Here is a 22,732-nt window from a genome sequence, read left to right on the forward strand (position 1 = left end):
AATATCTTGTATTTTTTAAATCACTAATACTAAACATTCTTGCTAAATCCTGAAGACTAAAACGAGGTAATTTATAGGAAATAATAGCAGTAGGGTGAGTTAGAAAAAGCGTAACCCACCATTAATTTTTAACTAACTAAATTTGCTTGATCATTCAACCAAGCGACTAAATCAGCTTTACTGGTAAAATCTAACAACGCTAAACCTAAATTCTCTAACTCTTCCACAGACAACTTATTAATTTTTACCTGTAAATCTTGACTAATTCCACCTATGCGACGTTCTAACTGACGTATTACCAGATTTAACTCAGACTCATAGCGCACATCTTGATAATATCTGGTATTCTTTAAATCACTCATAGTAAACATTCTTGCTAACTCCTGGGGACTGAGACGGGGTAATTTATAGGAAACAATAGTCTGAATTAAATCTAGCAAATTTTTCTGCAATCTTTCATCCGGTAAATCTGACCTAGCTTGTGATAATAGGTTTCTCGCTAAAGCTGGAACTTCTTTTTCCTTCTCCACCACTAACTTAATAATACCTAATCCCAAGGATGTTTGTATATCCACCAGTTCATCCAAATATAACCGAGTTACCAATGGACTTTCTAGCAAATAGCGATAGGGTTCTATTTCCGTCGGTTCTATACTACGTTTAGCAAATAAAACCACAGCTTGCCAGGGTTTGGTAGAAGCATAGAGATGTAAATAAAGAAAAATCTCTGAAAAAAAGCGAGAATAAAAGTCATCATCTCTTTGAAATTGCACCTCTACAAAATAAATAGGTATTTTTTCTTGATTATTTGTAGGTAGAAATACACCATCAATTCTAAATGCTGTTTGTTTCAATTCCACAGAAGAAAAATTATAAGCTTCTGCTTCACTAGCTGGTAAATTTATCAATTCAAAAAAAGACTGCGGTAAAGTTTGAAAAATGCGATAAAAGATAGAATCGGTTTTCATAAATATTTCTATTAAATATTTTTGTAAATGTTGATTGGGGAAGAACTATAAAACATGATACTTTTATACTTTAATTTAGTAATTCAATATTCTTGAAATATATAACTTCGTTGTAGGATGGGTGAGCGATCGCCTACCCAATTATGACATAATTTTTCATATATTATTCTTATTTTTCTCTTTCTTCCTTTGCGTCTTTGCGTCTTTGCGTGAGAATAAAAAATATAAACCACAACTTTTGACTTTTAACTCTATTAAATCCCCCCTCTATCTCACAATAAAGGGGGTGAGAAAATACGATTAAGCCGTGAAATACTTCGCTACAGGATGATAAGTAATAATCGCCGTTGTAGACTGTTCAGGATACAATTGCTCACTTTCATCCATGTGCATCTTCATCCTATCAACTCCCAACAACTCCAACTGCTTAAACTGATCTTGGATATTCGGACAAGCAGGATAGCCGAAACTATACCGAGAACCTTGATAACGCTGCGCTAACATATCCCGAATATTATCCGGTTCAGAATCACCAAAACCCAACTCCCGGCGGATTCTCGCGTGTGTCCATTCCGCCAAAGCTTCCGCAACCTGTACAGCCATACCATGAAAATACAGATAATCAGTGTATTGATTATTAGCAAATAGCTTTTGTCCAAACTCCGTGGCAACTTCCCCCACAGTCACCGCTTGCATAGGGAAAACATCAATTATTCCCGACTCCTTTGGTGCAAAGAAATCGGCAATACATAACCTATTAAAAGACTTCTGACGGGGAAACTCAAAACTTGTCACCTGTTTTGATTGATTCTCTACATCATATATATGTAAAGTATTACCCTCAGATTGACAAGGAAAATACCCATAAATTACTTGAGGGTGTAATAAATTCTCCTCAATAATTCGCTGCTTCCAATTTTCTAAAATTGGGTAAACTTTATCAGCTAAAAACGCCTGATATTCATCCTTAGATTGTTCCTTTGGCTTGCGGAATTGCCATTGTCCAGCCACCAAAGCTTGTAAATCTAAATACCAGAATATTTCCTCCAAAGAAATATCATCAGCTTGTAAAAACTGTGTTCCCCAAAAAGGTGGTTTTGGACGTTCAATATCTACAGCTACTGCTTCCGAACGACGGGTATCTATTAGTTTGGGTTCAGCAGGTACTTGATCTTTAACAGCATTATCTACTGTTTCTTTATGTCCATTACTTGACTCTTCAGATTCTCCTAATTCATCCAAAAATCCCTGCAAATCATGCCAATTACCTGCGGTTTTAGCTGGCATCAACTTATCCATGAAATGCAAATCAGAAAAAGCATCTTTGCCATAAACAACCTTACCTTTGTAAGCATTTTGGCAATCTTGATTTACAAACTTAGGAGTTAAAGCAGCACCACCTAAAATTACCGGCACAGTAATTCCTTTTTCATTAAAAGCCTGTAAATTCTCCTTCATAAAAGCAGTAGATTTTACTAACAATCCACTCATAGCAATACAATCAGGTTTATACTGTTCGTAAGCTTGAATGATGTTTTCCACAGATTGCTTAATTCCCAGGTTAATCACCTTGTAGCCATTGTTAGATAAAATGATATCTACCAGGTTTTTACCAATATCGTGAACATCACCTTTCACCGTGGCAATTACAAAAGTTCCCTTAGCATTATTACCAGATTCTGACTTTTCCATGAAAGGTTCTAAATAAGCAACCGCAGCTTTCATGGTTTCGGCTGATTGTAATACAAAAGGTAATTGCATTTGTCCAGAACCGAACAATTCACCCACAACTTTCATCCCGTCTAATAAGAACGTATTGATGATTTCTAAAGGTGGATATTGTTCTAAAGCCTTGGTTAATTGTGTTTCTAAACCAATGCGTTCACCGTCAATAATATGCCGTTTCAAACGTTCGGGAATAGGGAGATTTTCATCAATTCCCGTATTTCGTTTGGTTTTGACTCCGGCAAAAATTGTTGTCAATTCTCCCAAAGGATCATAAACGCAGACATTACCATCAAATTTGCGTTCATCATAAATTAACTGACGACAAACCTCTTGATGCTGGGGATCAATTTTCGCCAGTGGTAAAATTTTACTCGCGCTGACAATAGCTGCATCCATACCCGCAGTCATCGCTTCATGTAAAAACATCGAGTTCAGCACCATCCGCGATGCTGGATTTAACCCGAAAGATATATTAGAAACACCAAGAATTACATGACTTCCAGGCAATTCTTGACGAATACGGCGAATTGATTCAATGGTAGCTTTGCCATTTTCTCGATCTTCCTCAATCCCAGTAGAAATTGGTAGAGCTAAAGTATCAAAAAAGATTTCTGTGGGAGCAATACCATATTCTACCGCTTGACGGTAAGCACGTTGGGCAATTTGAAACTTTTTCTCGGCTGTCCGCGCCATGCCATCTTCGTCAATTGTCCCAATAATTACACCAGCCCCGTATTTTTTCGCTAATTCTAGCACTTTCAAAAATCGCGGTTCGCCGTCTTCATAGTTGGTAGAATTGAGCAAGCACTTACCACCAGCCACCTTTAAACCCGCTTCCATTTTTTCCCATTCGGTGGAATCGAGCATTAACGGTAATGTCACATTATTAACAATTCGGGAAACTAACTCGTGCATATCACGCACGCCGTCACGTCCCACATAATCAACGTTAACATCAAGGATGTGTGCGCCTTCTTTAACTTGACTTCGCGCCATTGAGACTAAACCATCCCAGTCTTCGGCGTTAAGTAAATCACGGCATTTTTTAGAACCACTGGCGTTAAGACGTTCACCAACAATCAAGAAAGAATTTTCTTGTTCATAAGGTTGAGTAGAATAAATTGATGCGGCTGCTGGTTCTAAACTCGGTTGTCTAACTTTCGGTTTTAACTCTTTAGCAATTTCTGCTAATTGTTGAATGTGTTCTGGCCGTGTCCCACAGCAACCCCCAATCACTTGGACACCTAAATCTTCGATAAAGTGCATTAAAGACATCCGTAATTCCATCGGTGTCAGGCGGTAATGCGCTTGACCGCCAACATTTTCCGGTAAACCGGCGTTAGGAATACAGGAAACTACGAAAGGTGAATGTTCTGATAAATACTTGATATGTGGTTTCATCAAGTCTGGACCAGTGGCGCAGTTCAAACCGAGAATATCAATCGGATAAGGTTCTAAAATCGTCAGAACAGCATTGATTTCTGTACCTACCAGCATTGTTCCCATGCTTTCCATAGTCACAGACACCATTAAGGGTCTTCTTTCCCCTTTTTTGGCAAAAACTTCCTCAATCCCATTTAATGCGGCTTTAATTTGCAGTACGTCTTGGCAGGTTTCCACGAGGAATAAATCAACGCCACCATCAAACAGTGCTTCTGCTTGTTCAGCAAAAGAATCTTTCATGGTGTCAAAATCAATATGTCCCAAGGTGGGGAGTTTGGTTGTTGGACCAATAGAACCGGCTACAAATCGGGGTTTTTCTGGTGTAGAAAATTCCGCAGCGACACTTTTAGCAAGTTCGGCGGCGGTTTTGGTGAGGTAGTAAGCCTGGTCTGCTAGGTCATATTCTGCTAAAACTATGGACATAGATCCAAAGGTGTCGGTTTCAATGACATCAGCACCAGCAATCAGAAAGTCACGGTGAACTTTAATAATGGCTTCGGGTTTGCTGTGGACTAGATATTCGTTACAACCTTCATACTGTGCGCCTCCGAAGTCCTCAGCGGTGAGGTTTTGGGTTTGCAGATTTGTTCCCATTGCGCCGTCAAAGACGATAACGGGACGTTCTGGACTATGTAGGTGTTTGAGGAAAGGATGGGTCATATTGTGTGAAAAAATAGAGTTAGTTTTGTGATAGTACACTTAATTTATTATTTTCCTAGATTTTGATAGTTTATACAGGTTGTCAAGAAAACAATATGTTGAAAAGTCAAGAGGATGGTTTTATCCGCTTACAAATAGATGTAATCCAGAGTAAAATTTCGTTGATTATTAGTGAGGTGATATTGGAGAAACAGCGCCTCGTATTGGCAAAATGGGGAAAAGACGTAGCTGCTATTATCCCTGATGATGAATTTGAACGCCTTGAGTGGTTGAGGTATGATATCCAATATGGTCAATTTCAGCTAGATGAAGAATATGATGATGATGAATCTGGCATCCCATGTATTAGCATTAATGAATTAGAATTTAATTTTGATTGTATACTTGCTCAGGTAATGGACAATGATGAAATTTTTGGTTTAACTTTCCCAACAGCTTCTTTTGAAGATAACAATGAGAATTTTATCTCAGGGGCAATTTTGATGAATATTAATAATTTCTGGATACCAGATTATTGGTTGAATAAGTAACATTAAACTTAGTTAATTAAACATCTATATTAAATATATGAGATTTCGAGACTGGGCGACTAGAGTAATGCTAATTTTTTTCCTGCTTGCGGCTCTGATTTTAGCCTTGTTTGTTGGTGGGTCTAGAAAACCACAAAATAATATTAGTACATCGAATTCAGATCCTACAATCTGGAGTCAATATCCACAAACGCTATTTCAGTCAGCAAAAAAAACCGAGGAACAGCAACCTAATTTACCTAATTTACCTAAATCTTCTGGACAACCCAAGCGAGTTATTAGCAGATACTCCACTACTAAAGCTTTTACTAAGTATAGACCTAATTTTGTCCAAGCTAAAGTTGATCCTAGTAATTATGGCGATCGCTATACCGCAGATATTAATGGTGTCCCTTTTAATCATCAACCTATTATTGTCCTTCATGAAACCACTAATTCAACTTCTAGCGCCATTAATTTTTTTCAAACACCTCATGATGATGAAAATGTTCAAGCCAGTTATCACGCTTTAATTACTTTAGAGGGACAAGTGATTTATTTAGTTCCTCCAGAAAAACGCGCTTTTGGTGCTGGTAATTCGGTGTTCAATGGTGCTAATGGTGTGGAAACTGTCCAGACTAATCCTAATTTACCTCCATCTGTGAATAATTTTGCTTATCATGTTTCTCTAGAAACTCCTCCTGATGCTTGGGGTAAACGTAATATTAAGGAACATACAGGATATACGGAAGCTCAATACGATTCTTTAGCTTGGTTAATTGCTCAAAGTCAAGTTCCAGATGATAGAATTACTACTCATAAAGCTGTAGATGTGGCAGGTGGAAAAGTTGATCCCTTGAGTTTTGATGGTGATAAGTTTCTAAATAAATTGCATTCTTTTCGGCAATTAAAAACTTTTAATAATGTAAAAAATTAACTGCTCATTCAAAGTTTTTTTGTTTTTTCAGTTTATCAATTAGAATATGTACTTTTGTTGATGGTTTAGTACATCCATCTTCGTTAGGATGCTTTTGCTCTAGTTTAATAGCATGATCAATAGCTTTATCTTGATTGAGTTTGAGTTTTTCATATAGCAATTTATAACTTTTATTATAAGTTTCTCCTTGTTTGAGAATACCCTCTTTTTTCATTTCCGATTCTAGCTTTGGACGTAATTCTTTGTAACTACTAAAGGGAGTTGTAGTATAACAATAATGTAGTAAAAACCAAAATTCAAAACAGGGTATTGATGTTATAGATTCAAAATTATATTCTTTTGCTGTACTGAGAGCTTGTTTATATTTTTCTGGTTTATTATCATCATCAAATATACAAAATACCTCATCATATTTTGGTTCACCTCCCCTTTTACTTTCCTGTTGTTTTTCTTGAAATAACTTATAAGCTGTATTTACAATCACCAAAGGATCTCCACCAGCAGCAGAAACAACTTTTATTTTAATTGTTGTTAATTTTAGTTCTCTTATTAGAGAATTGAAATAGTTATATTCTGTTTCTTCACCTTCAACTACAATTAAGAAGTAACTTCTAGAGTTTTGATTTCTTGAACTTCGTTTTAAATTATTGGTAGATTTTCCCCGTGACATATATTTTTAGATAGTTAACCCATTAATAAAAGGAATAGCACCATAGCGACCTAGTAGATAACCTTTTTGTAAAGATTCATTTTCACGAGGTCGAAAATCAAGCAATGAATATAGTTGAGTCATGCTGTTATCTTTCTCAGTAAACCATACTTGGTCAGGTCTGAATATTTCATCATCTAACAGTGTAGTGTCATGAGTTGTAAATATTAATTGGGCATTGTTTTTATTAATTTCTGGATTATTAAACATTTTAATTAAGGCTTTAGAAAGAACTGGGTGTAAACTTCTATCTAGTTCATCTATGAATATTACTTCTCCATATTCTAATACATACAGCCAAAGTCCAGCTATTTCAAATAAACGTTGTGTACCATCAGATTCATCATCTATATCAAATTCTACTTCTTGTTCGGAGTCATTCATTTTATGAACAGTTATAATATCTAATTTTCCCACATCAGTGATATCTTTCATACTTATATTCATTCCTCTATTCTCCATTTCCTGTTGAAGAAAATAAGTCAAACTAGAATTTAATGTCTCAGGTGTACTTTCAATCTTTAGATCAGCAATATCAGTATCTGCTTCAGTTAATAACTTAGCAATTTGGTTCTGAAAATTTTTATTATTATTATCATCAACTATGTAGGGAGTATCTATATGGAGAAGAATATTTATTTCATCTTGAAAAAAAATAAATACCTCTGTTAATTGAGGATGATTATTTTGTGCAGCATGAGATATAAATAAAGAATTAGAACGAACAAATCTTTGAATACGTTTTTTTTCCCCTTTTAATCCTTTACCAAAAGACCATTTATATCCTTCATCTGGTTGAAATTTTGGATTATCTGGCAGATATTCACGAGAAAACCAGTTTTGCTGAATTTCATTGGGATAAGCAATTAACCACTCTTCAAATACTCGTTCTCGATTTAAAGAAACTCCATATTCATAACGAATATCATCACGAATAAAAATTACTTCAAAACTACTAGGCTTTTTTGCTGATTCACTATTTAATCTAAATGCTTCAACAGGTAATTTATCACCAATTTGCATTCTACTAGCTGAGTTAATTACAAGATTTTTCAGGGTTTGCATAGCTTTGAGTAAATTACTTTTACCTGAAGCATTAGGACCATAAATAGCAGTGCTTGTAACTAAGCGTAAATCATCATTATTAGGGATAGAAAAAGTATTACTATCTAGCATGGTTTCATCTTCAGAAGCTACCATAATTAATGTTTGCTTTTCTTGGATTGAACGATAATTTTCTACACTGAATTCTACAAGCATAACTTTATTCTTAGTTGGTTATCCGCATATAACCCACAAATTATTCTAAATACTAAAAATTGGCGTTGCTGAATTAGGGTATGAAATTCAAAAATCAATGATTTCAAACTCTTACTCTCTGTAGACTCTGCGCCTCTGCGTGAAACAAAATCATACTCTTAATCAGCAACACCTAAAAATTATACTTTTTGTACTTGCTAATTATCTAGTTTATAGCAACTTTTATTTGTGGGCTTACTCAAGCATACATAAATAATGAACAAATAGCTCCAGCTATAAAACTAGAGCTATGATCAATATATGGAAATTTAGGAAATCCTACTTACTAAAACTGTAAATCTGCTGAGTTTGTAAGTTATCTTTTAAAGATGAAGGTAGTAAACCAACAGAGAAGATTTGCCTGTCTAACTGTACCTGCAAATTACTCAAAGGATCGCTACCTGTCGCAATGAGAAATTCCATTTTCTGAATATAGGGTAAAGTTGCGATTTCATCTAAAATCTGGCAAATTGCTTGCAGGTAAGGATGTCCTTTTTGTTGATACCAATTAGATTCAGCAATATTAGCTTGATCAAAACCTAAATGTACAGTTAAAGATGGTTGATCAAATAAAGCGATTCCTAATGGACGGGCTTCTTCTTGTAACAATAAATGCTGATTCTTTGATAAATGCCGTATTTTTTCTAATCGTTCATAACGTTCAGTTACGGATTCCGGTTCATCTTGCCAATGTATCGCTATTGTTACTAGATAAGTTTGTAACAACATATGTCCCAATTTCTTGGCTTTGGTAGCTAGATAATAGGAATTGAAATCATTAGACTCAATTAAGAGGGGAAGACGATCTACAACTTCTAAACCATAACCTTTGACACCAGCAATTTTCCGGGGATTATTGGTAATGAGGCGGATTTTTTTGATGCCCAAATCCATGAGAATTTGCGCCCCCATGCCATAATCGCGCAAATCAGCCGGAAATCCTAAACGCTCATTTGCTTCTACCGTATCCAAGCCCATATCCTGCAAAGAGTAGGCTTTCAGCTTGTTAATTAAGCCTATTCCCCGTCCCTCTTGACGCAGGTAAACAACGACACCTTGACCAGCATTTTCAATCATTTTCAATGCGGCTTGCAATTGCATTCGACAGTCGCAGCGCAAAGAACCCAAAGCATCACCCGTTAAACATTCTGAGTGCATTCGCACCATGATTGGTTGATCTTGGAAATTTGCTGGATCTCCCTTGACAATAGCGACGTGATCTGTATTATCTAGGGTGTGGCGGTAGCCGTAAATATCAAATTGACCAAACTCGCTGGGTAGCTTGGTAATAATTTCGCGATATACCAGGCGATCGTTTTGCAGACGATAACTGATTAAATCAGCAATGCTAATTATTTTCAGGTGATGATTTTTGGCATATTCAACTAACTGATTTAACCGAGCCATTGAACCATCAGGGTTTTGAATTTCACAAATTACCCCGGCTGGGTAAAGTCCAGCTAGTCTGGCTAAGTCAACAGCGGCTTCTGTATGTCCTGCCCGTTTGAGTACGCCTCCCGCCCTAGCCCGTAGTGGGAAAATATGACCTGGACGGCGCAATTCTTCCGGTTTGGTGGCTGGGTTGAGGGTGACTTGAATCGTGCGGGCGCGGTCTTCGGCGGAAATACCAGTGCTAACGCCCAAATGGGGACCAGCATCAATACTAACGGTGAATGCAGTTTGGTTAGTATCTGTCAGCTTGCTCACCATTAATGGTAAGTCTAGTTCATCCAAGCGATCGCCTGTCATAGCCAGACAAATCAACCCTCTGGCTTCTACGGCCATGAAGTTAATCATGTCAGGGGTGGCAAATTGGGCGGCACAAATTAAATCGCCTTCATTTTCTCGATTTTCGTCATCTACGACGACGATGACACGACCAGCTTTGAGATCGGCCAAAGCGGCATCAATAGTATCAAATTTAAAGGTTTGAGTTGTCTTAGGCTGTGACACAGAAAATTTCCAGCTACCAACGTAAATTTTTTTAACAATTTCTTATTGTAAATTGTAGCTTGTTTCTCAGAATTAGATTTTGTCTAAAAACTAAGTCACATTTTTGACGGATTTGATACCTGTACTGCACCACTGAACCAGTAACCATCGGTCAGAATCTTTGTCTAGTGCTGGTTTGAGGCGGAAATTAAAAACTTCTTCCCATACATCCACTCCATACTGATCAACAAAATCAGACTCTAGAGTTTTAAATTGTTCCCAATTGCGATCGCTAATAGCAATTAACATAGGAACAATAGTATTAATGGGAACTTGGGTCGCTACGGTAATCATTCTGGGTAATCCTCAAAAATACAAATGATAGGCATTGATGACTTTTTCGTATTAATAATTTTGACCAGCCGTTTTCCCTTTCTTCTTGCTAAAGCAAAACAAGCTAACTCTGTAACAGCCGCAGACCAATCTCTTGTATCTGTTACTGGATCAAATTCCTCCTCATCTGGGTTATTTGGTTCATTCTTGTCATTCATGTTGTCAACTATTTTTTATTTTGACGGTTGGCGATCGCATTCTTGAGGACAGTTTCCACAAGATTGCTAACACTCCTGTTTTCTTCTTCAGCCCAATTGTCTAATTCTGCTTTTAATTCAGTTGGCAAGTAAATAGTCACTTTAGGTTTTTTGGTAGCCACAATCATTTTGATATAATCAGCGTCGTTATAACGCTATTTATAACCTTTTCGGATAACTTAATTCTAGAGTGTCAATACTTGCCGTTACTTACCAATACTATACCACAGTAAAACTAACTTGGTATCGGGCTTGGAAATTTATAATTTTCTGTCACATAAAAAACATAATCTTTAGTGGTACTGATTTTATACACACTATGAGTGTGATTCTTTTTTAAAGATATTTGTAATTATAGGTACGCTAAAAGATGCTCTTTGCTATACAATGCAGCGAAAGTTCAATAGCAAGAAGTCTTTAGTAATTAGCGACTAGCTGGACTGCTGATGACTGATAATAGATAACTAAAAGTGGATAAGGATTTAAGATCATGGGAAATTTAAGACGCGTACCAGTTGGAATCGTTGGCGCGTCAGGGTATGGTGGAGTGCAGCTAGTGCGACTGCTGATGGATCATCCTGAAGTAGAAATCGTTTATTTAGGTGGTGAAAGCAGCGCAGGTAAATCCTTTGCTGACCTGTATCCACAGTTCGGTAATATAGTTAATTTGCCCATTGAGGCAGTCCAACCGGATATTATTGCTAGTCGTTGTGAAGTGGTATTTCTATCTTTACCCAATGGACTAGCTTGCCAAATCGCTCCCCAACTTATAGAAAAAGGTTGTAAGGTACTGGATCTGAGTGCTGATTATCGCTTCGGTGATTTGAAAACTTATACGACTTGGTATGGAACAGAAAGAAGCGATCGCACTATAGCAGCAACAGCAGTTTATGGTTTACCGGAATTGTACCGCGATCGCATTGCCGAAGCCAATCTGGTCGGCTGTCCTGGTTGCTATCCTACAGCCAGTTTACTAGCACTCTCCCCACTTCTCAAACAAGGTTTAATTGTTCCCGAAACAGCCATTATTGATGCCAAATCCGGCACATCTGGGGGCGGAAGACAAGCCAAAGTCAACCTGTTGTTAGCCGAAGCCGATAACTCTCTGGGTGCTTATAACGTCGGTAGACACCGCCACACCCCAGAAATTGAGCAGATTTGTAGTGAATTGGCAGGACATGACGTAAAAATCCAATTTACACCCCACCTGATCCCCATGGTGCGGGGGATTTTAGCCACTGTGTACGCCACCATGCGCGATCCCGGTTTAGTCCGTGATGACCTGATTACCATCTACAGCGCCTTTTACCGCAATTCCCCTTGGGTGAAAATCTGTAATAGTGGCACTTATCCCCAAACTAAATGGGCGTGTGGAAGTAACAATTGTTATATCGGCTTAGAAGTTGACCCCCGCACCGGGCGCGTTATCGTCATGTCAGCCATTGATAACCTGATTAAAGGTCAAGCCGGACAAGCAATTCAGTGTATGAATATCATGTTGGGTTGGGATGAAACCTTAGGATTACCTAAAGTTGGGTTTTATCCTTAATTAGGTTACAGGGAACAGGTGACAGGTGACAGAGAATAGGGAATAGGGAATAGGGAATAGGCAAGAAATATGATCTTTCTTTCACCTCTTACCTTCTTTTACTGTCACCTGTCACCTGTCACCTGTCACCTATTTTGGTCCTAAACCCACAGTACCAGCATAGATGGCGCGATCGCCTAATTCATGCTCAATGCGGAGGAGGCGATTGTATTTAGCTACTCGTTCACTGCGACACAGAGAACCGGTTTTAATTTGACCGGCGCGAGTTGCTACAGCTAAATCAGCAATAGTTGTATCTTCAGTTTCACCGGAACGATGGCTAATAACTGAGCGGAAACCGTTGCGAGTTGCTAAATCAATGGTTTCCAAAGTTTCAGTTAGAGAACCGATTTGATTCAACTTAATCAAAATCGAATTAGCGGCTTTTTGTTCAATGCCTTTTTGTAAGCGGGTGGCGTTGGTGACAAACAAATCATCACCCACCAACTGCACTTTTGAGCCTAACTTCTGAGTTAGTAATTGCCAACTTTGCCAATCTTCCTCATGTAAACCATCTTCAATGGAAACAATGGGATATTGCTCAACCAATTGTCCTAAATAATCAATAAACTCATTTGGTGAGTGGGGTTTACCATCATAGACATACTGGCCATTTTTGTAAAATTCACTAGCAGCCACGTCTAAAGCTAAGGCTACATCTTCACCAGGTTTGTAACCAGCTTGTTTAATCGCCGCTACCAGCAATTCTAAAGCTACTTGGTTAGATTCTAGGTTAGGTGCAAAACCACCTTCATCACCCACACCTGTCAGCAAACCTTTATCATCTAACACTTTGCTGAGTGTGGCAAATACTTCTGCACCCCAGCGCAATGCTTCTTTGAAAGAAGGAGCGCCAATAGGAACAATCATAAACTCTTGAAAATCAACGTTATTAGATGCGTGCGCTCCACCGTTGATCACATTCATTAAAGGGACTGGCAATAAATTCGCCAAAGGTCCTCCTAAATAGCGATAGAGGGGAATATCTAAAGACTCCGCACCAGCCTTTGCAGCAGCCAGGGAAATGCCTAAAATGGCATTTGCACCCAAATTCGCTTTATTGGGTGAACCATCGAGGGAAATCATCAATCTGTCTAAGGCTTCTTGGTTGAGAGCATCCAAACCTAGTAATTTAGGAGCTAGTACCTCATTGACATTCTGCACCGCCTTGAGTACCCCTTTGCCTCCATAACGGCTTTTATCGCCATCACGCAATTCATGAGCCTCAAATGTGCCTGTGGAAGCCCCGCTGGGAACTTGTGCTAGTCCGATAGCACCGTTGGCTAAATGTATTTCGGCTTCAACTGTGGGTTTTCCCCGTGAGTCGAGGATTTCGCGGGCGATAATTGCTTCAATAGCAGTATCTAGAAATTTCGTCATGCTTGGTTTGTCCTTTGTTCTCAGTGTGTTGTCAGGGTTGAACTTTACAGTTTACTAATAACCCAATCGTTAGTTTATGTGTTTCTGAGGGAAAATCGGCTGACATTAAAGAAGATTTCCAATAGTGAAGGGTGGTAATGCTCGCTGAGTATGGAAGGAAACATGGAATTTGTCAGAATCAGGATTCTCAGGATTAAAGGATTAACAGGATCAATTGATAATTTATTTTGTCAGAATCAGGATACATGGCTAACGCCACGCTGCGCGAACAGGATTAAAGGATGTACAGGATTATTTATTGATACTTTACTTATTTTGAATACATCAATTGCCATTTTCAATATTTATGTACAAAATCCTGACAATCCTCAAATCCTGGATATCCTGATTCTGAGAGATATTTCCACATTTGTATATGTTATAATTTGCAAAAAATGGCAACCATTATTTATGAATACAGTAGAAATTGTTCTTAATGAGTAAGATAAAAAAGTGTATAATGATTTAAGTTACCCTGCAAATTTATACATTCTTGGAAAGAAAAGGAAAGAAATTAAATGACAGCATTAATTACTAATCATATTGAAATTACACCAGGGATATGCGGTGGTAAACCTCGCATTGCTGGACATCGAATTAAAGTACAAAATATAGTGATTTGGTATGAACGCATGGGAATGTCACCAGATGAAATTGTCTATCATTATCCCAGTATTACTTTAGCTGATGTTCATGCAGCATTAGCTTATTATTATGACCATCTGGAAGAAATTAGAAAAGATATAGAAGATGATGAAGTATTTGCTAAAAAGATGAAATCTCAAACGCCTTCTTTAGTTCAGCAAAAACTTCAAAACGGTCATGGTTAGAGAAATTAAATTTCATTTAGATGAAAATGTCAGTAATGCGATCGCAAGTGGACTTCGCAAACGGGGAATTAATGTAACCACGACTCCAGAACAAGGACTTATTGCTGTAGATGTTAGGACGTATTGAATACTTATGAATAAAAATAGAAAAGCGATCGCTCTTTTGAAGTAAAAGTGGCTAGAGAGCGATCGCTGATGTACAATATTTACTTATGACAAGTAACCAAGAAACAAACAAACTTCAATATAACCTTAACGGTTTCTATAGTTAGAACAATTGGCTGCCTCTTCACGAGTTTTACAATGATTGTTAAACATCATATTTTTACCACACCAAGTACAGGTAGAGGCAGTTGGAGAAATTAAAACGTCCTCTTGTGAGGGTATTGTTAGGGATTTAGGTTTGGTCATAAGTTCCACTTTCATAGTTATGTTCCTTTTTTGAATTAATTACAATTGAATTGATTATTCAGTGTTTTTACTGCCTTCTCAACCCATACCAAGACTGTACTTAAACCTCAAATCCTTGTCAGTAGGAAAAAGTAGGGAATTCGTATAAAAAAAATAGTGGGTAAAAGTAGGTTTTCGTTGGTTTTGTGGGTAAAAAATGCTAAATTTACTGAATATCCAATAAAAATCAACTTAAATTCTGCTACCTAATGAATATTGATGACGCTTTAAAATTTACTCAAAGTCTAATTGAAAACCACACTAAAAAACCTCTCAATGATTCACAGATGACTGTATTGAGAGGTTGTTTAGAAGGTAAACTTTATAGAGAAATAGACAATTTATATAACTTTAGTGAAGATTACAGTAAAGAAATCGGTTTTGACTTGTGGAAAATACTATCTAAAATTTTGGGTGTAAAAGTTACCAAAAATAATTTTAGAACTGTAATAGAACAAAAGTTACAGACTGAAAAAAAGAAAATATCTAATTATGAAATCTCACAAAAATGTAATGAAGAATTACGTGATTTTGTCGGAAGAGACACAGCAATCAATGATATCAATAACCTTATTAAGGAAGGTGAGAAAATAATCGTCATTCAAGCAGCCGGGGGAGTGGGTAAGTCAACTTTAGCCAAGCAATATCTAAATATTCAAGGATTTGAGTTAGTATTACCACTAGAAATGGCGAAAGATAAGGAGAATATTACCGCTGTTGAAAGTGTAATTGAAGAATGGCTAAAACAACATTTTCAAGAAGAACCTGGAAGAGAATTTAGGATTACTTTAGACAGATTAAAATTACAACTGCAAACCCGCAAAATAGGAGTATTAATTGATAATTTAGAACCTGCACTAGATAAACAAGGTAGGTTTATTGAAAAACATAATCTTTATGTGGAACTATTACGAGTTTTAGCTGATAATAATGTGCAATCTATCACCCTAATTACCAGTAGAGAACGTTTATGTGATGAGCGTGTTAATGGTATTTCTCATTATCCTTTATCTGTGTTAGATGTAACCGCATGGGCAGAATTTTTTACATCTCGTAAAATTAAAATTGATACCCCATCTTTAGAAGCAATGCACAAAATTTATGGGGGTAATGCGAAAGCAATGGATATTCTCTTGGGGGTAATAAGAACAGATTATGATGGGGATATGTCCGCTTATTGGCAAGAAAATTGTACTTTGGTAGAAACGGAATTAAAAAATTTAGTTGAAAGTCAATTTAAACGGTTGCAGACTTTAGATACTGAAGCTTATAAACTGCTTTTTCGGTTGGGATGTTTTCGTTATCAAGATGTACCCAGAGTTTCTATTAATGCGCTATTAGCTTTACTGTGGGATATTTCTGAAGATAAGCAGAGAGATGTAATTAAGTCTTTGCGGAATCGGTGTTTAGTAGAGTTTGAAAAGGGTGAATATTGGTTACATCCAGTTATTCGGGAACAGGGAATAGAGAGGTTGAAAGCAAGTGGAGAATGGGAAGAAATAAATCGTAAAGCGGCTGAATTTTGGACTAATCTTGTGAAGACTGTTGAGACTGTAGATGATGCAAGGAAAGCCTTTGAGGCTTATTATCATTATATAGATATTACTGATTTTCCCAAAGCTTGCAGTGTCATATTACATCGCAGACCTAACAAATGGGAAAAACCTAACAAATGGGAATCAGGCTCAAGTCTTGGTAACTCTTTAATTAAATTAGGTTTAATATCGGAGATTAATTTTGCGGTCACAAACATAATTAATAATCGTGATAAAATTAACCAATTTGATTCTGAAAGCAAACTATATAGTATATTGGCAAATATACGCTATATAAAAGGAAATATACACGAAGCTATTACTTTTTATCAAAAATCTGAAGAATCAGTAACTCGAAATTTAGAAGACTTAATTTCAGATAAAATTTGTTGTTCATATCAAACAATTACACAAAAAACATTTGAATTAAAAGAACTAAAACTAGGTAGTATGTTAAATATTGCTCTTTGTAAAATCCAATTATTGAAGATTGAAGAAGCATTAGAAATATGTAAAAATGTTCAATCTACTCTTGACAATGAAAGTGAGAACTTTCTCAAGCGCAAAATAATTGTTTGGCTTTACTTAGCTTATTTATATTCCTGTATTGAGTTTAAAAAACAAGCAGCGTATTTTGTAAAAAAAGTTGAAGATGATAATTTAATGGATGTTTTAGATATATGGGTCGGAGGGTTAAGATTGATTTTTTTAGGAATGACTTATAAAAACTTGCAAGAAATTAAAAAAGCAGAAGAGTTTTATTTAAATGCTATTTCTTTTAGTGATAAAACTCATTCAACTCTAATTAAAGGAAAGGCTTTAAACGCATTATCAGAAATTTATCGAGAAAAGCAAAACTTGGAAAAAGCACTTTTACATCATTTAGAATCAATCGAAATATTAGATAAAATCGGTGCTAAATGTGATTTAGCAGAAGCATATTACCAACTAGGTTTAACATATCAAAAAATGGGTGATCCTGAAAACAGCAACACCAATTTTGATGAAGCTATGCGACTATTTAACGAAATGGAAGCACCCAAGCAAGTTGAAAAAGTGGAAAAAGCGAAAATCCAAAATTAAGCTACAGAAAAATCACTAAACTGCCGATATTCAGGACGAATAAACCCTAAAATAATATCATCTTTTCCTACTCCTAATTCCAATAATTCCCCAGTTATCCCCCTTTCTGTACCATCCCATTCAATGCAGATTTTACCATCAATAATTCGCAGATGAAATACCACTGCATGAACCCTACCAGTTTTATCCCAACCTGTATCCATTAACAAATAATTATCAGATTCTTGATCACAAATACACAAAGCCTCAATTTTGCCATGACTAGGTTTATATTGAGCGTGTTTTTTCACAATACTAACTATAATTTCTCTGTATTTATTTAACTTATCCATTGTAAAATTACCTCCTGAATTGGATCAAAAATGATGTAATTAATCTGCTGTTGATCACTTAAAATATCTTGAATAGCAGGTTTTAGAAAAAAGTCTTGATAAGCAGCTTCAGGAATTGCTAAATATAATTTACGTTCTGCATTAATTCTTTTTATTAAACTTACCGCTTGATATATTATATAATCCTGAAAAATGATATAATATCAACTAATCCCAAGCTATGTATGAAATATGAAAATAATTCTAGATAACTTAGAACCCAACCTAGTCGAAAACCTCAGATATCAAGCAAAACAACATGGACGTACTCTGGAGACTGAATTAAAACTAATTTTAACACAAGCTGTTACCAAAAATCTCCAAGAAAATTTTCAGGAGCAAACACTAATTCCCCTAGAAATATTAGCAACACAGGTAAAAGAGTCATTAGATAATACAGGATATAATTCCCATGAGCAAATTATTGATTTAATTCAAGATGTAAAAAAAGAAATGGCTGAAGAACATTTATTAAAATCACAGAATCGCAATGAGTTATGATATCCCTCAACGTCTATTTTTAGACACTAATATTTATATTATCGGTGTTGCTAATCAGAATAGTTATGAAAGAAAAATATTAGAATCAGTTGGTTTTTTACAACCTTCTTCTGTAGAAATTATCGTTTCAGAAGAGTTATTAGATCAAATTTTACGAGTATCTAAACGTTTATATAATAAAGATTGGGGTAGTCAAATTGTTGCTCGAATTTGGCAGCAATTACAAGTTATTTATGTCAATTTTACTTCTGAAGAATGGCTCAAACTAGAAGAGTTAGGATTAATTCCTCGTGAAGATATTGGAGTTTATTTAACTGCTAGTAAGGGTGAAACTCAGTGTTTTGTTTCTGCTAATTATAAACTAATTCGTTGTTTAGTTCAAGAAACAAAAGAATTTGAATGTTTAACTCCTCAAGAATTTGTGAATAAGTATTTGTCATAATTCTTCCCAAAACCTCTTATTTAACAAAGCATCTACATCACTAGGAAGATGAAAGCATAATTATTTCCTTGTATTTTGTTGATTATTTTGTTTACCAAATTTTACCCATATTCAAAATAAAACCCGGTAAAATAGGTTCACAATTAACAGCATCAGGATTTTCTAAACATTCCTCTATTTGTCCAGGACGATAAATATAAACTCGACGATTTTTGCGGTCAATTAATAAACCTAGTTTTATTTCTGGTTCTTGCATATATTCCTGCATTTTATCTTTTAAAGGTTGCAAGTTATCAGAAGGTGATCTTAATTCAATTACAAAATCAGGACAAATAGGTGCAAACTTCTTTTGTTGCTGTGGTGTGAGTTGATTCCATCTTTCTAACTTTATCCAGGAAGCATCAGGAGAACGTTCTGCACCTGTAGAAAGTTTAAACCCTGTACTGGAACTAAAAGTTATACCTGTTCCATCTTTTTCTGACCAGACCCATAACTGTCCAAGGATGTTAACTTCTCTATTTCCTGTTTCTGAACCTGCGGGTGACATGATTGATATATCTCCAAATTTATTCCTCTCAATACGTAAATCACGGTTTTCTTGACAGAATTCAAAAAATTGATCATCTGTCATTGGCATTGATGAGGGAAAATGTAATATCAAAGGAGATGAAAGCATAATTATTTTCTCCATCGAAAATTAAGATTAATTTTACCACAATTTAGATGATTCGGAGATTTGCTATTAGTGTCAATTGTATAAATTATAATGCGGAAGATAATTGATTTACGCCTCTAACACTTGTGCTTTTCAAGTATGCACTGTGATTAGTACACAACAGCGTAAATCAATCACTCCTACTTTCAATAAGCAACCTACAAAATAGTTAAAAAATCTGATGAATCAGCTTCTTGACTACTATGTTGCTTTACAAAGACAGACTTTCATCATTCCGAGGGGGAAGAGAACAGCAATTAACATCATTCAAACAAACTTTGCCCCATTGTAAAGCCCAACGCACCAAAGCCACACGGTTATCAGTTTTAGTCTTTGTGAGAATGTTACTGATGTGGTTATCAACTGTACGTTTACTAATTTCCAGTTTAGCTGCAATTTCTTGGTTAGTTAAGCCAGTGGCCACTAAGTCGATAATTTGCAGTTCTCTGTCTGACAGACTAACAGGTGTCCCAGACTCACTAGCAGCCATGACTTACTATTCTCCCTTAGTATATGTACTCAAGTCTTATTTCTCATTCTAGAAGATTCTTTCCGAGGTAGACATTTTTAAATGTTGTTAATAATACTAATGTCAATATTTTCTTTTAATTTTAGATTTGTAGTCATACAAGCTACAAATAAAAGGTATTTATTGTCACTGAACCCTTGTAAAGACGTTCTATGGAACGTTTCTACATTCTTTTCTGGAGATGTCTATTAAGTAGCTCATTAGTTCGCGTTGCAAGGGCTTGTTAAGCAATTCTTCCCAAACCCTCTATAACCTGTAGAAATCTTCATCAAGAATCTTTTTCATTATCTCCTATTTTCTCTTTTCCCCCGCAGTCCGAATCAATTCTCCTATTAAAGCGACAATAGCAGTCATAGAAATTAACATCACACTTAAAGCATTAATATCCGGTTTTACTCCGGTTCTAATGCGACTAAAAATTTCTATTGGTAAGGTATTTGCACCACTTCCAGCGGTAAAACTAGCAATTAAAAAATCATCTAAACTCAATACAAAAGCCAGTAAACATCCAGAAATAATCCCCGGCATTAATTGAGGTAATAAAACTAAAATGAAGGCTTGTATGGGGGTTGCACCTAAATCTAAAGCGGCTTCTTCTAAATCAGGATTGATATTATTCATCCGCGCAGAAACTACCAAGCCCACATAGGATAGACAAAATACGATATGGGCAGCGATGATAGTCCATATACTCAAAGGAATAGCAAAAGCTGCTAAACATACTAGTGTCGAAACAGCGATCGCAATATCAGGAATTAATAAGGGTAAATAAGCAATTCCTCGATATATTTTTTTACCAGGAAATTCATAACGTGCCAACCCTACAGCCATTAATGTTCCCAACACTGCGGAAACTCCCACAGCACAAAAAGCAACTAATAAACTATTATATAACCCGGATAAAATCCGTTCATCACTAAATAATTTTTCGTACCATTCTAAGGTGAATCCCTCCCATTTAGCACTGTAAGGTGATTTATTAAAACTATAAAAAGCTAGTACCAAAATCGGTAGGTACATAAACACAAATACGACTAGTGCGAAAACCGCCTGCCATGAAACACGCGGTTTATTTATTTGTTTGTATATATTCATTTTGCTTAATATCTGCGACTATTGATAAATCGTATTATATTATACTTGATATTTTGTTTTAAGTCAAGTTAAAAATCAAAAATATCACCATGATCTTTTGTCTAATTTCTTTCTTAAGAATCAGATAGTTACACTACCTAAGATAGACAAAAAATAACAAAAGCAAAGCATAAGATTTGGTAGTACAATCATGAATAAGGGCGATTTCTTTTAACTTTTAGCTATTTCCTGTTAGTTATTCAATTTATTTTCAAATAACTGGAAATATAAATCTGATATTTTAGGAGATTGATAATGAAAATTGCTCAAATTGCTCCATTGTGGGAGAGAGTACCACCACCAGCTTATGGTGGCATAGAATTGGTAGTAGGATTATTAACTGATGAATTAGTCCGTCTTGGACATGAAGTGACACTATTTGCATCAGGAGATTCTTTAACTTTAGCAAAATTAGTATCAGTTCATCCCCGCGCTTTAAGGCTAGATTCTACTATCAGAGATTCAAGTATTTATGAATTTCTACAACTAGCATCAGTCTATGAACAAGCAGCAGATTTTGATATTATTCATTCCCACATGGGAGTCGCAACATTGACATCTGCAAACTTAGTCGCAACTCCTACGGTACATACTTTACATGGCATTTTTACACCAGACAATGAAAAAATCTTTAAACATTGTCGAAAACAGCCTTATATTAGTATTTCTAACTCTCAAAGAGAACCCAGATTAGGATTAAACTATGTAGACACTGTTTATAATGGAATAGATGTTAGTAGTTATGAATTTTATCCTCAACCAATAGAACCATCTTACTTAGCTTTTCTAGGAAGAATATCTCCAGAAAAAGGAACACATTTAGCAATTGAGATTGCGAAAAAAACTGGTCAGAGGTTAAAAATAGCAGGTAAAGTGGATGTAGTTGATGTGGAATATTTTGAACAAGAAATTAAACCACATATTGATGGTAAGCAAATTGAATATTTAGGTGAAGCTAATCATGTGCAGAAAAATGCAATTATGGGAGGTGCTTATGCAACTTTATTCCCCATTACTTGGCGAGAACCTTTTGGATTAGTCATGGTAGAATCAATGGCATCAGGTACACCTGTAATTGCTATGCGACTAGGTTCAACAGAGGAAGTTATTGTTGATGGGAAAACTGGCTTTCTCTGTAATAATATCGAAGAATGTATTGATTCTATTGACAAAATAGGTAGCTTGAATCGTTACGTTTGTCGTCAATATGTGGAAGAAAATTTCAGTGTTCAACAGATGACTAAAAGTTATGAGGCTGTTTATCAACAGATTATTGGAGAAAAATTAGCTCAACAAAATGGTTATTTTCGCAATGTTTTAGTTAGTTAACAGACAAGGACAATTGATAATTGACAATTGA

24 protein-coding genes are annotated in these 22,732 nt (G+C 35.9%); 9 read left to right on the top strand and 15 right to left on the bottom strand.

Features of this window, described 5'->3' with window-relative positions; translation table 11 throughout:
• Window positions 1-128: 128 nt before the first annotated feature.
• Together FJR38_RS03165 and metH are read right to left on the bottom strand one after the other, a co-directional pair.
• The gene (locus FJR38_RS03165) at window positions 129-968 is read right to left on the bottom strand and encodes an Rpn family recombination-promoting nuclease/putative transposase (RefSeq protein WP_168535344.1); all 840 of its coding nucleotides are present in this window, start codon (window positions 966-968) and stop codon (window positions 129-131) included.
• A 300-nt stretch (window positions 969-1,268) separates the two neighbouring features.
• On the bottom strand, window positions 1,269-4,799 hold the full coding sequence (gene metH / locus FJR38_RS03170; RefSeq protein WP_168535346.1) for a methionine synthase: 3,531 nt from the start codon (window positions 4,797-4,799) through the stop codon (window positions 1,269-1,271).
• Window positions 4,800-4,894: 95 nt separating this feature from the next.
• Between metH and FJR38_RS03175 the strand changes: the two genes are divergently transcribed.
• A complete protein-coding gene (locus tag FJR38_RS03175; protein ID WP_168493585.1) occupies window positions 4,895-5,329 on the top strand; it encodes a type II toxin-antitoxin system Phd/YefM family antitoxin in 435 nt (144 codons plus the stop codon).
• Between the two features lie 37 nt (window positions 5,330-5,366).
• Window positions 5,367-6,245, top strand: coding sequence for a peptidoglycan recognition family protein (locus tag FJR38_RS03180; RefSeq protein WP_168535348.1), 879 nt, complete (start codon window positions 5,367-5,369; stop codon window positions 6,243-6,245).
• 4 nt (window positions 6,246-6,249) lie between these two features.
• On the opposite strand, the gene FJR38_RS03185 is transcribed toward FJR38_RS03180, so the two are convergent.
• The 6 genes from FJR38_RS03185 to FJR38_RS03210 all read right to left on the bottom strand — a co-directional run bounded on the left by FJR38_RS03185 (window position 6,250) and on the right by FJR38_RS03210 (window position 10,897).
• Window positions 6,250-6,915: an RloB family protein gene (locus FJR38_RS03185; RefSeq protein ID WP_168493581.1), complete on the bottom strand. Its 666-nt coding sequence runs from the start codon at window positions 6,913-6,915 to the stop codon at window positions 6,250-6,252.
• A gap of 6 nt (window positions 6,916-6,921) precedes the next feature.
• Window positions 6,922-8,214, bottom strand: a complete 1,293-nt coding sequence (locus FJR38_RS03190; protein ID WP_168535350.1) for an ATP/GTP-binding protein — start codon at window positions 8,212-8,214, stop codon at window positions 6,922-6,924.
• Between the two features lie 318 nt (window positions 8,215-8,532).
• Window positions 8,533-10,206, bottom strand: a complete 1,674-nt coding sequence (gene ribBA, locus FJR38_RS03195; protein WP_168493577.1) for a bifunctional 3,4-dihydroxy-2-butanone-4-phosphate synthase/GTP cyclohydrolase II — start codon at window positions 10,204-10,206, stop codon at window positions 8,533-8,535.
• A gap of 90 nt (window positions 10,207-10,296) precedes the next feature.
• Complete coding sequence (locus FJR38_RS03200) at window positions 10,297-10,539, bottom strand: hypothetical protein (protein ID WP_168493575.1); 243 nt, start codon at window positions 10,537-10,539, stop codon at window positions 10,297-10,299.
• Window positions 10,536-10,736, bottom strand: a complete 201-nt coding sequence (locus FJR38_RS03205) for a hypothetical protein (protein ID WP_168493573.1) — start codon at window positions 10,734-10,736, stop codon at window positions 10,536-10,538. Before FJR38_RS03205 ends, FJR38_RS03200 begins: the two co-directional genes overlap by 4 nt.
• 8 nt (window positions 10,737-10,744) lie before the next feature.
• Window positions 10,745-10,897, bottom strand: coding sequence for a ribbon-helix-helix protein, CopG family (locus FJR38_RS03210; RefSeq protein WP_371418129.1), 153 nt, complete (start codon window positions 10,895-10,897; stop codon window positions 10,745-10,747).
• Between the two features lie 368 nt (window positions 10,898-11,265).
• Between FJR38_RS03210 and argC the strand changes: the two genes are divergently transcribed.
• Window positions 11,266-12,324 carry an N-acetyl-gamma-glutamyl-phosphate reductase gene (argC, locus tag FJR38_RS03215; protein WP_168493569.1) on the top strand — a complete coding sequence of 353 codons (1,059 nt, stop codon included), beginning with the start codon at window positions 11,266-11,268 and terminating at the stop codon, window positions 12,322-12,324.
• A gap of 129 nt (window positions 12,325-12,453) precedes the next feature.
• Here the strand turns inward: argC and eno are convergent, their stop codons facing one another.
• Window positions 12,454-13,743, bottom strand: coding sequence for a phosphopyruvate hydratase (gene eno, locus FJR38_RS03220; RefSeq protein WP_168535352.1), 1,290 nt, complete (start codon window positions 13,741-13,743; stop codon window positions 12,454-12,456).
• Window positions 13,744-14,300: 557 nt separating this feature from the next.
• Between eno and FJR38_RS03225 the strand changes: the two genes are divergently transcribed.
• Together FJR38_RS03225 and FJR38_RS28965 are read left to right on the top strand one after the other, a co-directional pair.
• Window positions 14,301-14,612, top strand: a complete 312-nt coding sequence (locus FJR38_RS03225; protein WP_168535354.1) for a DUF433 domain-containing protein — start codon at window positions 14,301-14,303, stop codon at window positions 14,610-14,612.
• Window positions 14,605-14,739: a hypothetical protein gene (locus tag FJR38_RS28965; protein ID WP_256366914.1), complete on the top strand. Its 135-nt coding sequence runs from the start codon at window positions 14,605-14,607 to the stop codon at window positions 14,737-14,739. Before FJR38_RS03225 ends, FJR38_RS28965 begins: the two co-directional genes overlap by 8 nt.
• 125 nt (window positions 14,740-14,864) lie before the next feature.
• On the opposite strand, the gene FJR38_RS03230 is transcribed toward FJR38_RS28965, so the two are convergent.
• Entirely contained in the window at window positions 14,865-15,038 is a 174-nt protein-coding gene (locus FJR38_RS03230) for a hypothetical protein (protein WP_168535356.1), read from the bottom strand.
• Between the two features lie 233 nt (window positions 15,039-15,271).
• Between FJR38_RS03230 and FJR38_RS03235 the strand changes: the two genes are divergently transcribed.
• A complete protein-coding gene (locus tag FJR38_RS03235) occupies window positions 15,272-17,680 on the top strand; it encodes a tetratricopeptide repeat protein (protein WP_168535358.1) in 2,409 nt (802 codons plus the stop codon).
• On the opposite strand, the gene FJR38_RS03240 is transcribed toward FJR38_RS03235, so the two are convergent.
• Complete coding sequence (locus tag FJR38_RS03240) at window positions 17,677-18,012, bottom strand: XisI protein (RefSeq protein WP_168535360.1); 336 nt, start codon at window positions 18,010-18,012, stop codon at window positions 17,677-17,679. The genes FJR38_RS03235 and FJR38_RS03240 overlap by 4 nt on opposite strands.
• The gene (locus tag FJR38_RS03245) at window positions 18,000-18,209 is read right to left on the bottom strand and encodes an element excision factor XisH family protein (protein WP_371418136.1); all 210 of its coding nucleotides are present in this window, start codon (window positions 18,207-18,209) and stop codon (window positions 18,000-18,002) included. The genes FJR38_RS03240 and FJR38_RS03245 overlap by 13 nt, the downstream gene beginning before the upstream one ends.
• Window positions 18,210-18,243: 34 nt before the next feature.
• Here FJR38_RS03245 and FJR38_RS03250 point away from each other — a divergent pair, with 34 nt between their 5' ends.
• Window positions 18,244-18,552, top strand: a complete 309-nt coding sequence (locus FJR38_RS03250; RefSeq protein WP_168535362.1) for a hypothetical protein — start codon at window positions 18,244-18,246, stop codon at window positions 18,550-18,552.
• Complete coding sequence (locus tag FJR38_RS03255) at window positions 18,542-18,994, top strand: hypothetical protein (protein WP_168535364.1); 453 nt, start codon at window positions 18,542-18,544, stop codon at window positions 18,992-18,994. Before FJR38_RS03250 ends, FJR38_RS03255 begins: the two co-directional genes overlap by 11 nt.
• 91 nt (window positions 18,995-19,085) lie before the next feature.
• Here FJR38_RS03255 and FJR38_RS03260 read toward each other — a convergent pair whose 3' ends face one another.
• From FJR38_RS03260 to FJR38_RS03270, 3 genes are all read right to left on the bottom strand, one after another.
• Complete coding sequence (locus tag FJR38_RS03260; protein WP_168535366.1) at window positions 19,086-19,670, bottom strand: Uma2 family endonuclease; 585 nt, start codon at window positions 19,668-19,670, stop codon at window positions 19,086-19,088.
• Between the two features lie 250 nt (window positions 19,671-19,920).
• Window positions 19,921-20,199, bottom strand: coding sequence for a LuxR C-terminal-related transcriptional regulator (locus FJR38_RS03265; RefSeq protein ID WP_168493553.1), 279 nt, complete (start codon window positions 20,197-20,199; stop codon window positions 19,921-19,923).
• Between the two features lie 330 nt (window positions 20,200-20,529).
• Complete coding sequence (locus FJR38_RS03270) at window positions 20,530-21,243, bottom strand: ABC transporter permease (protein WP_371418130.1); 714 nt, start codon at window positions 21,241-21,243, stop codon at window positions 20,530-20,532.
• 384 nt (window positions 21,244-21,627) lie between these two features.
• On the opposite strand from FJR38_RS03270, the gene FJR38_RS03275 reads away from it, so the two are divergent.
• The gene (locus tag FJR38_RS03275; protein WP_168493549.1) at window positions 21,628-22,701 is read left to right on the top strand and encodes a glycosyltransferase family 4 protein; all 1,074 of its coding nucleotides are present in this window, start codon (window positions 21,628-21,630) and stop codon (window positions 22,699-22,701) included.
• Window positions 22,702-22,732: the final 31 nt, after the last annotated feature.

Source organism: Anabaena sp. UHCC 0253, assembly GCF_009712085.1.
GTDB lineage: Bacteria > Cyanobacteriota > Cyanobacteriia > Cyanobacteriales > Nostocaceae > Dolichospermum.

What these genes read in the sequence shown, in the direction of transcription:
- metH (WP_168535346.1), bottom strand. Translation starts at nt 4,799, where the DNA reads ATGACCCATCCTTTCCTCAAACACCTACATAGTCCAGAACGTCCCGTT.
- FJR38_RS03255 (WP_168535364.1), top strand. Translation starts at nt 18,542, where the DNA reads ATGAGTTATGATATCCCTCAACGTCTATTTTTAGACACTAATATTTAT.
- FJR38_RS03200 (WP_168493575.1), bottom strand. Translation starts at nt 10,539, where the DNA reads ATGATTACCGTAGCGACCCAAGTTCCCATTAATACTATTGTTCCTATG.
- eno (WP_168535352.1), bottom strand. Translation starts at nt 13,743, where the DNA reads ATGACGAAATTTCTAGATACTGCTATTGAAGCAATTATCGCCCGCGAA.
- FJR38_RS03190 (WP_168535350.1), bottom strand. Translation starts at nt 8,214, where the DNA reads ATGCTTGTAGAATTCAGTGTAGAAAATTATCGTTCAATCCAAGAAAAG.
- FJR38_RS03180 (WP_168535348.1), top strand. Translation starts at nt 5,367, where the DNA reads ATGAGATTTCGAGACTGGGCGACTAGAGTAATGCTAATTTTTTTCCTG.
- argC (WP_168493569.1), top strand. Translation starts at nt 11,266, where the DNA reads ATGGGAAATTTAAGACGCGTACCAGTTGGAATCGTTGGCGCGTCAGGG.
- FJR38_RS03250 (WP_168535362.1), top strand. Translation starts at nt 18,244, where the DNA reads ATGAAAATAATTCTAGATAACTTAGAACCCAACCTAGTCGAAAACCTC.
- FJR38_RS03260 (WP_168535366.1), bottom strand. Translation starts at nt 19,670, where the DNA reads ATGCTTTCATCTCCTTTGATATTACATTTTCCCTCATCAATGCCAATG.
- FJR38_RS03165 (WP_168535344.1), bottom strand. Translation starts at nt 968, where the DNA reads ATGAAAACCGATTCTATCTTTTATCGCATTTTTCAAACTTTACCGCAG.
- FJR38_RS03240 (WP_168535360.1), bottom strand. Translation starts at nt 18,012, where the DNA reads ATGGATAAGTTAAATAAATACAGAGAAATTATAGTTAGTATTGTGAAA.
- FJR38_RS03205 (WP_168493573.1), bottom strand. Translation starts at nt 10,736, where the DNA reads ATGAATGACAAGAATGAACCAAATAACCCAGATGAGGAGGAATTTGAT.
- FJR38_RS28965 (WP_256366914.1), top strand. Translation starts at nt 14,605, where the DNA reads ATGGTTAGAGAAATTAAATTTCATTTAGATGAAAATGTCAGTAATGCG.
- FJR38_RS03175 (WP_168493585.1), top strand. Translation starts at nt 4,895, where the DNA reads ATGTTGAAAAGTCAAGAGGATGGTTTTATCCGCTTACAAATAGATGTA.
- FJR38_RS03275 (WP_168493549.1), top strand. Translation starts at nt 21,628, where the DNA reads ATGAAAATTGCTCAAATTGCTCCATTGTGGGAGAGAGTACCACCACCA.
- FJR38_RS03230 (WP_168535356.1), bottom strand. Translation starts at nt 15,038, where the DNA reads ATGAAAGTGGAACTTATGACCAAACCTAAATCCCTAACAATACCCTCA.
- FJR38_RS03225 (WP_168535354.1), top strand. Translation starts at nt 14,301, where the DNA reads ATGACAGCATTAATTACTAATCATATTGAAATTACACCAGGGATATGC.
- FJR38_RS03265 (WP_168493553.1), bottom strand. Translation starts at nt 20,199, where the DNA reads ATGGCTGCTAGTGAGTCTGGGACACCTGTTAGTCTGTCAGACAGAGAA.
- FJR38_RS03185 (WP_168493581.1), bottom strand. Translation starts at nt 6,915, where the DNA reads ATGTCACGGGGAAAATCTACCAATAATTTAAAACGAAGTTCAAGAAAT.
- FJR38_RS03235 (WP_168535358.1), top strand. Translation starts at nt 15,272, where the DNA reads ATGAATATTGATGACGCTTTAAAATTTACTCAAAGTCTAATTGAAAAC.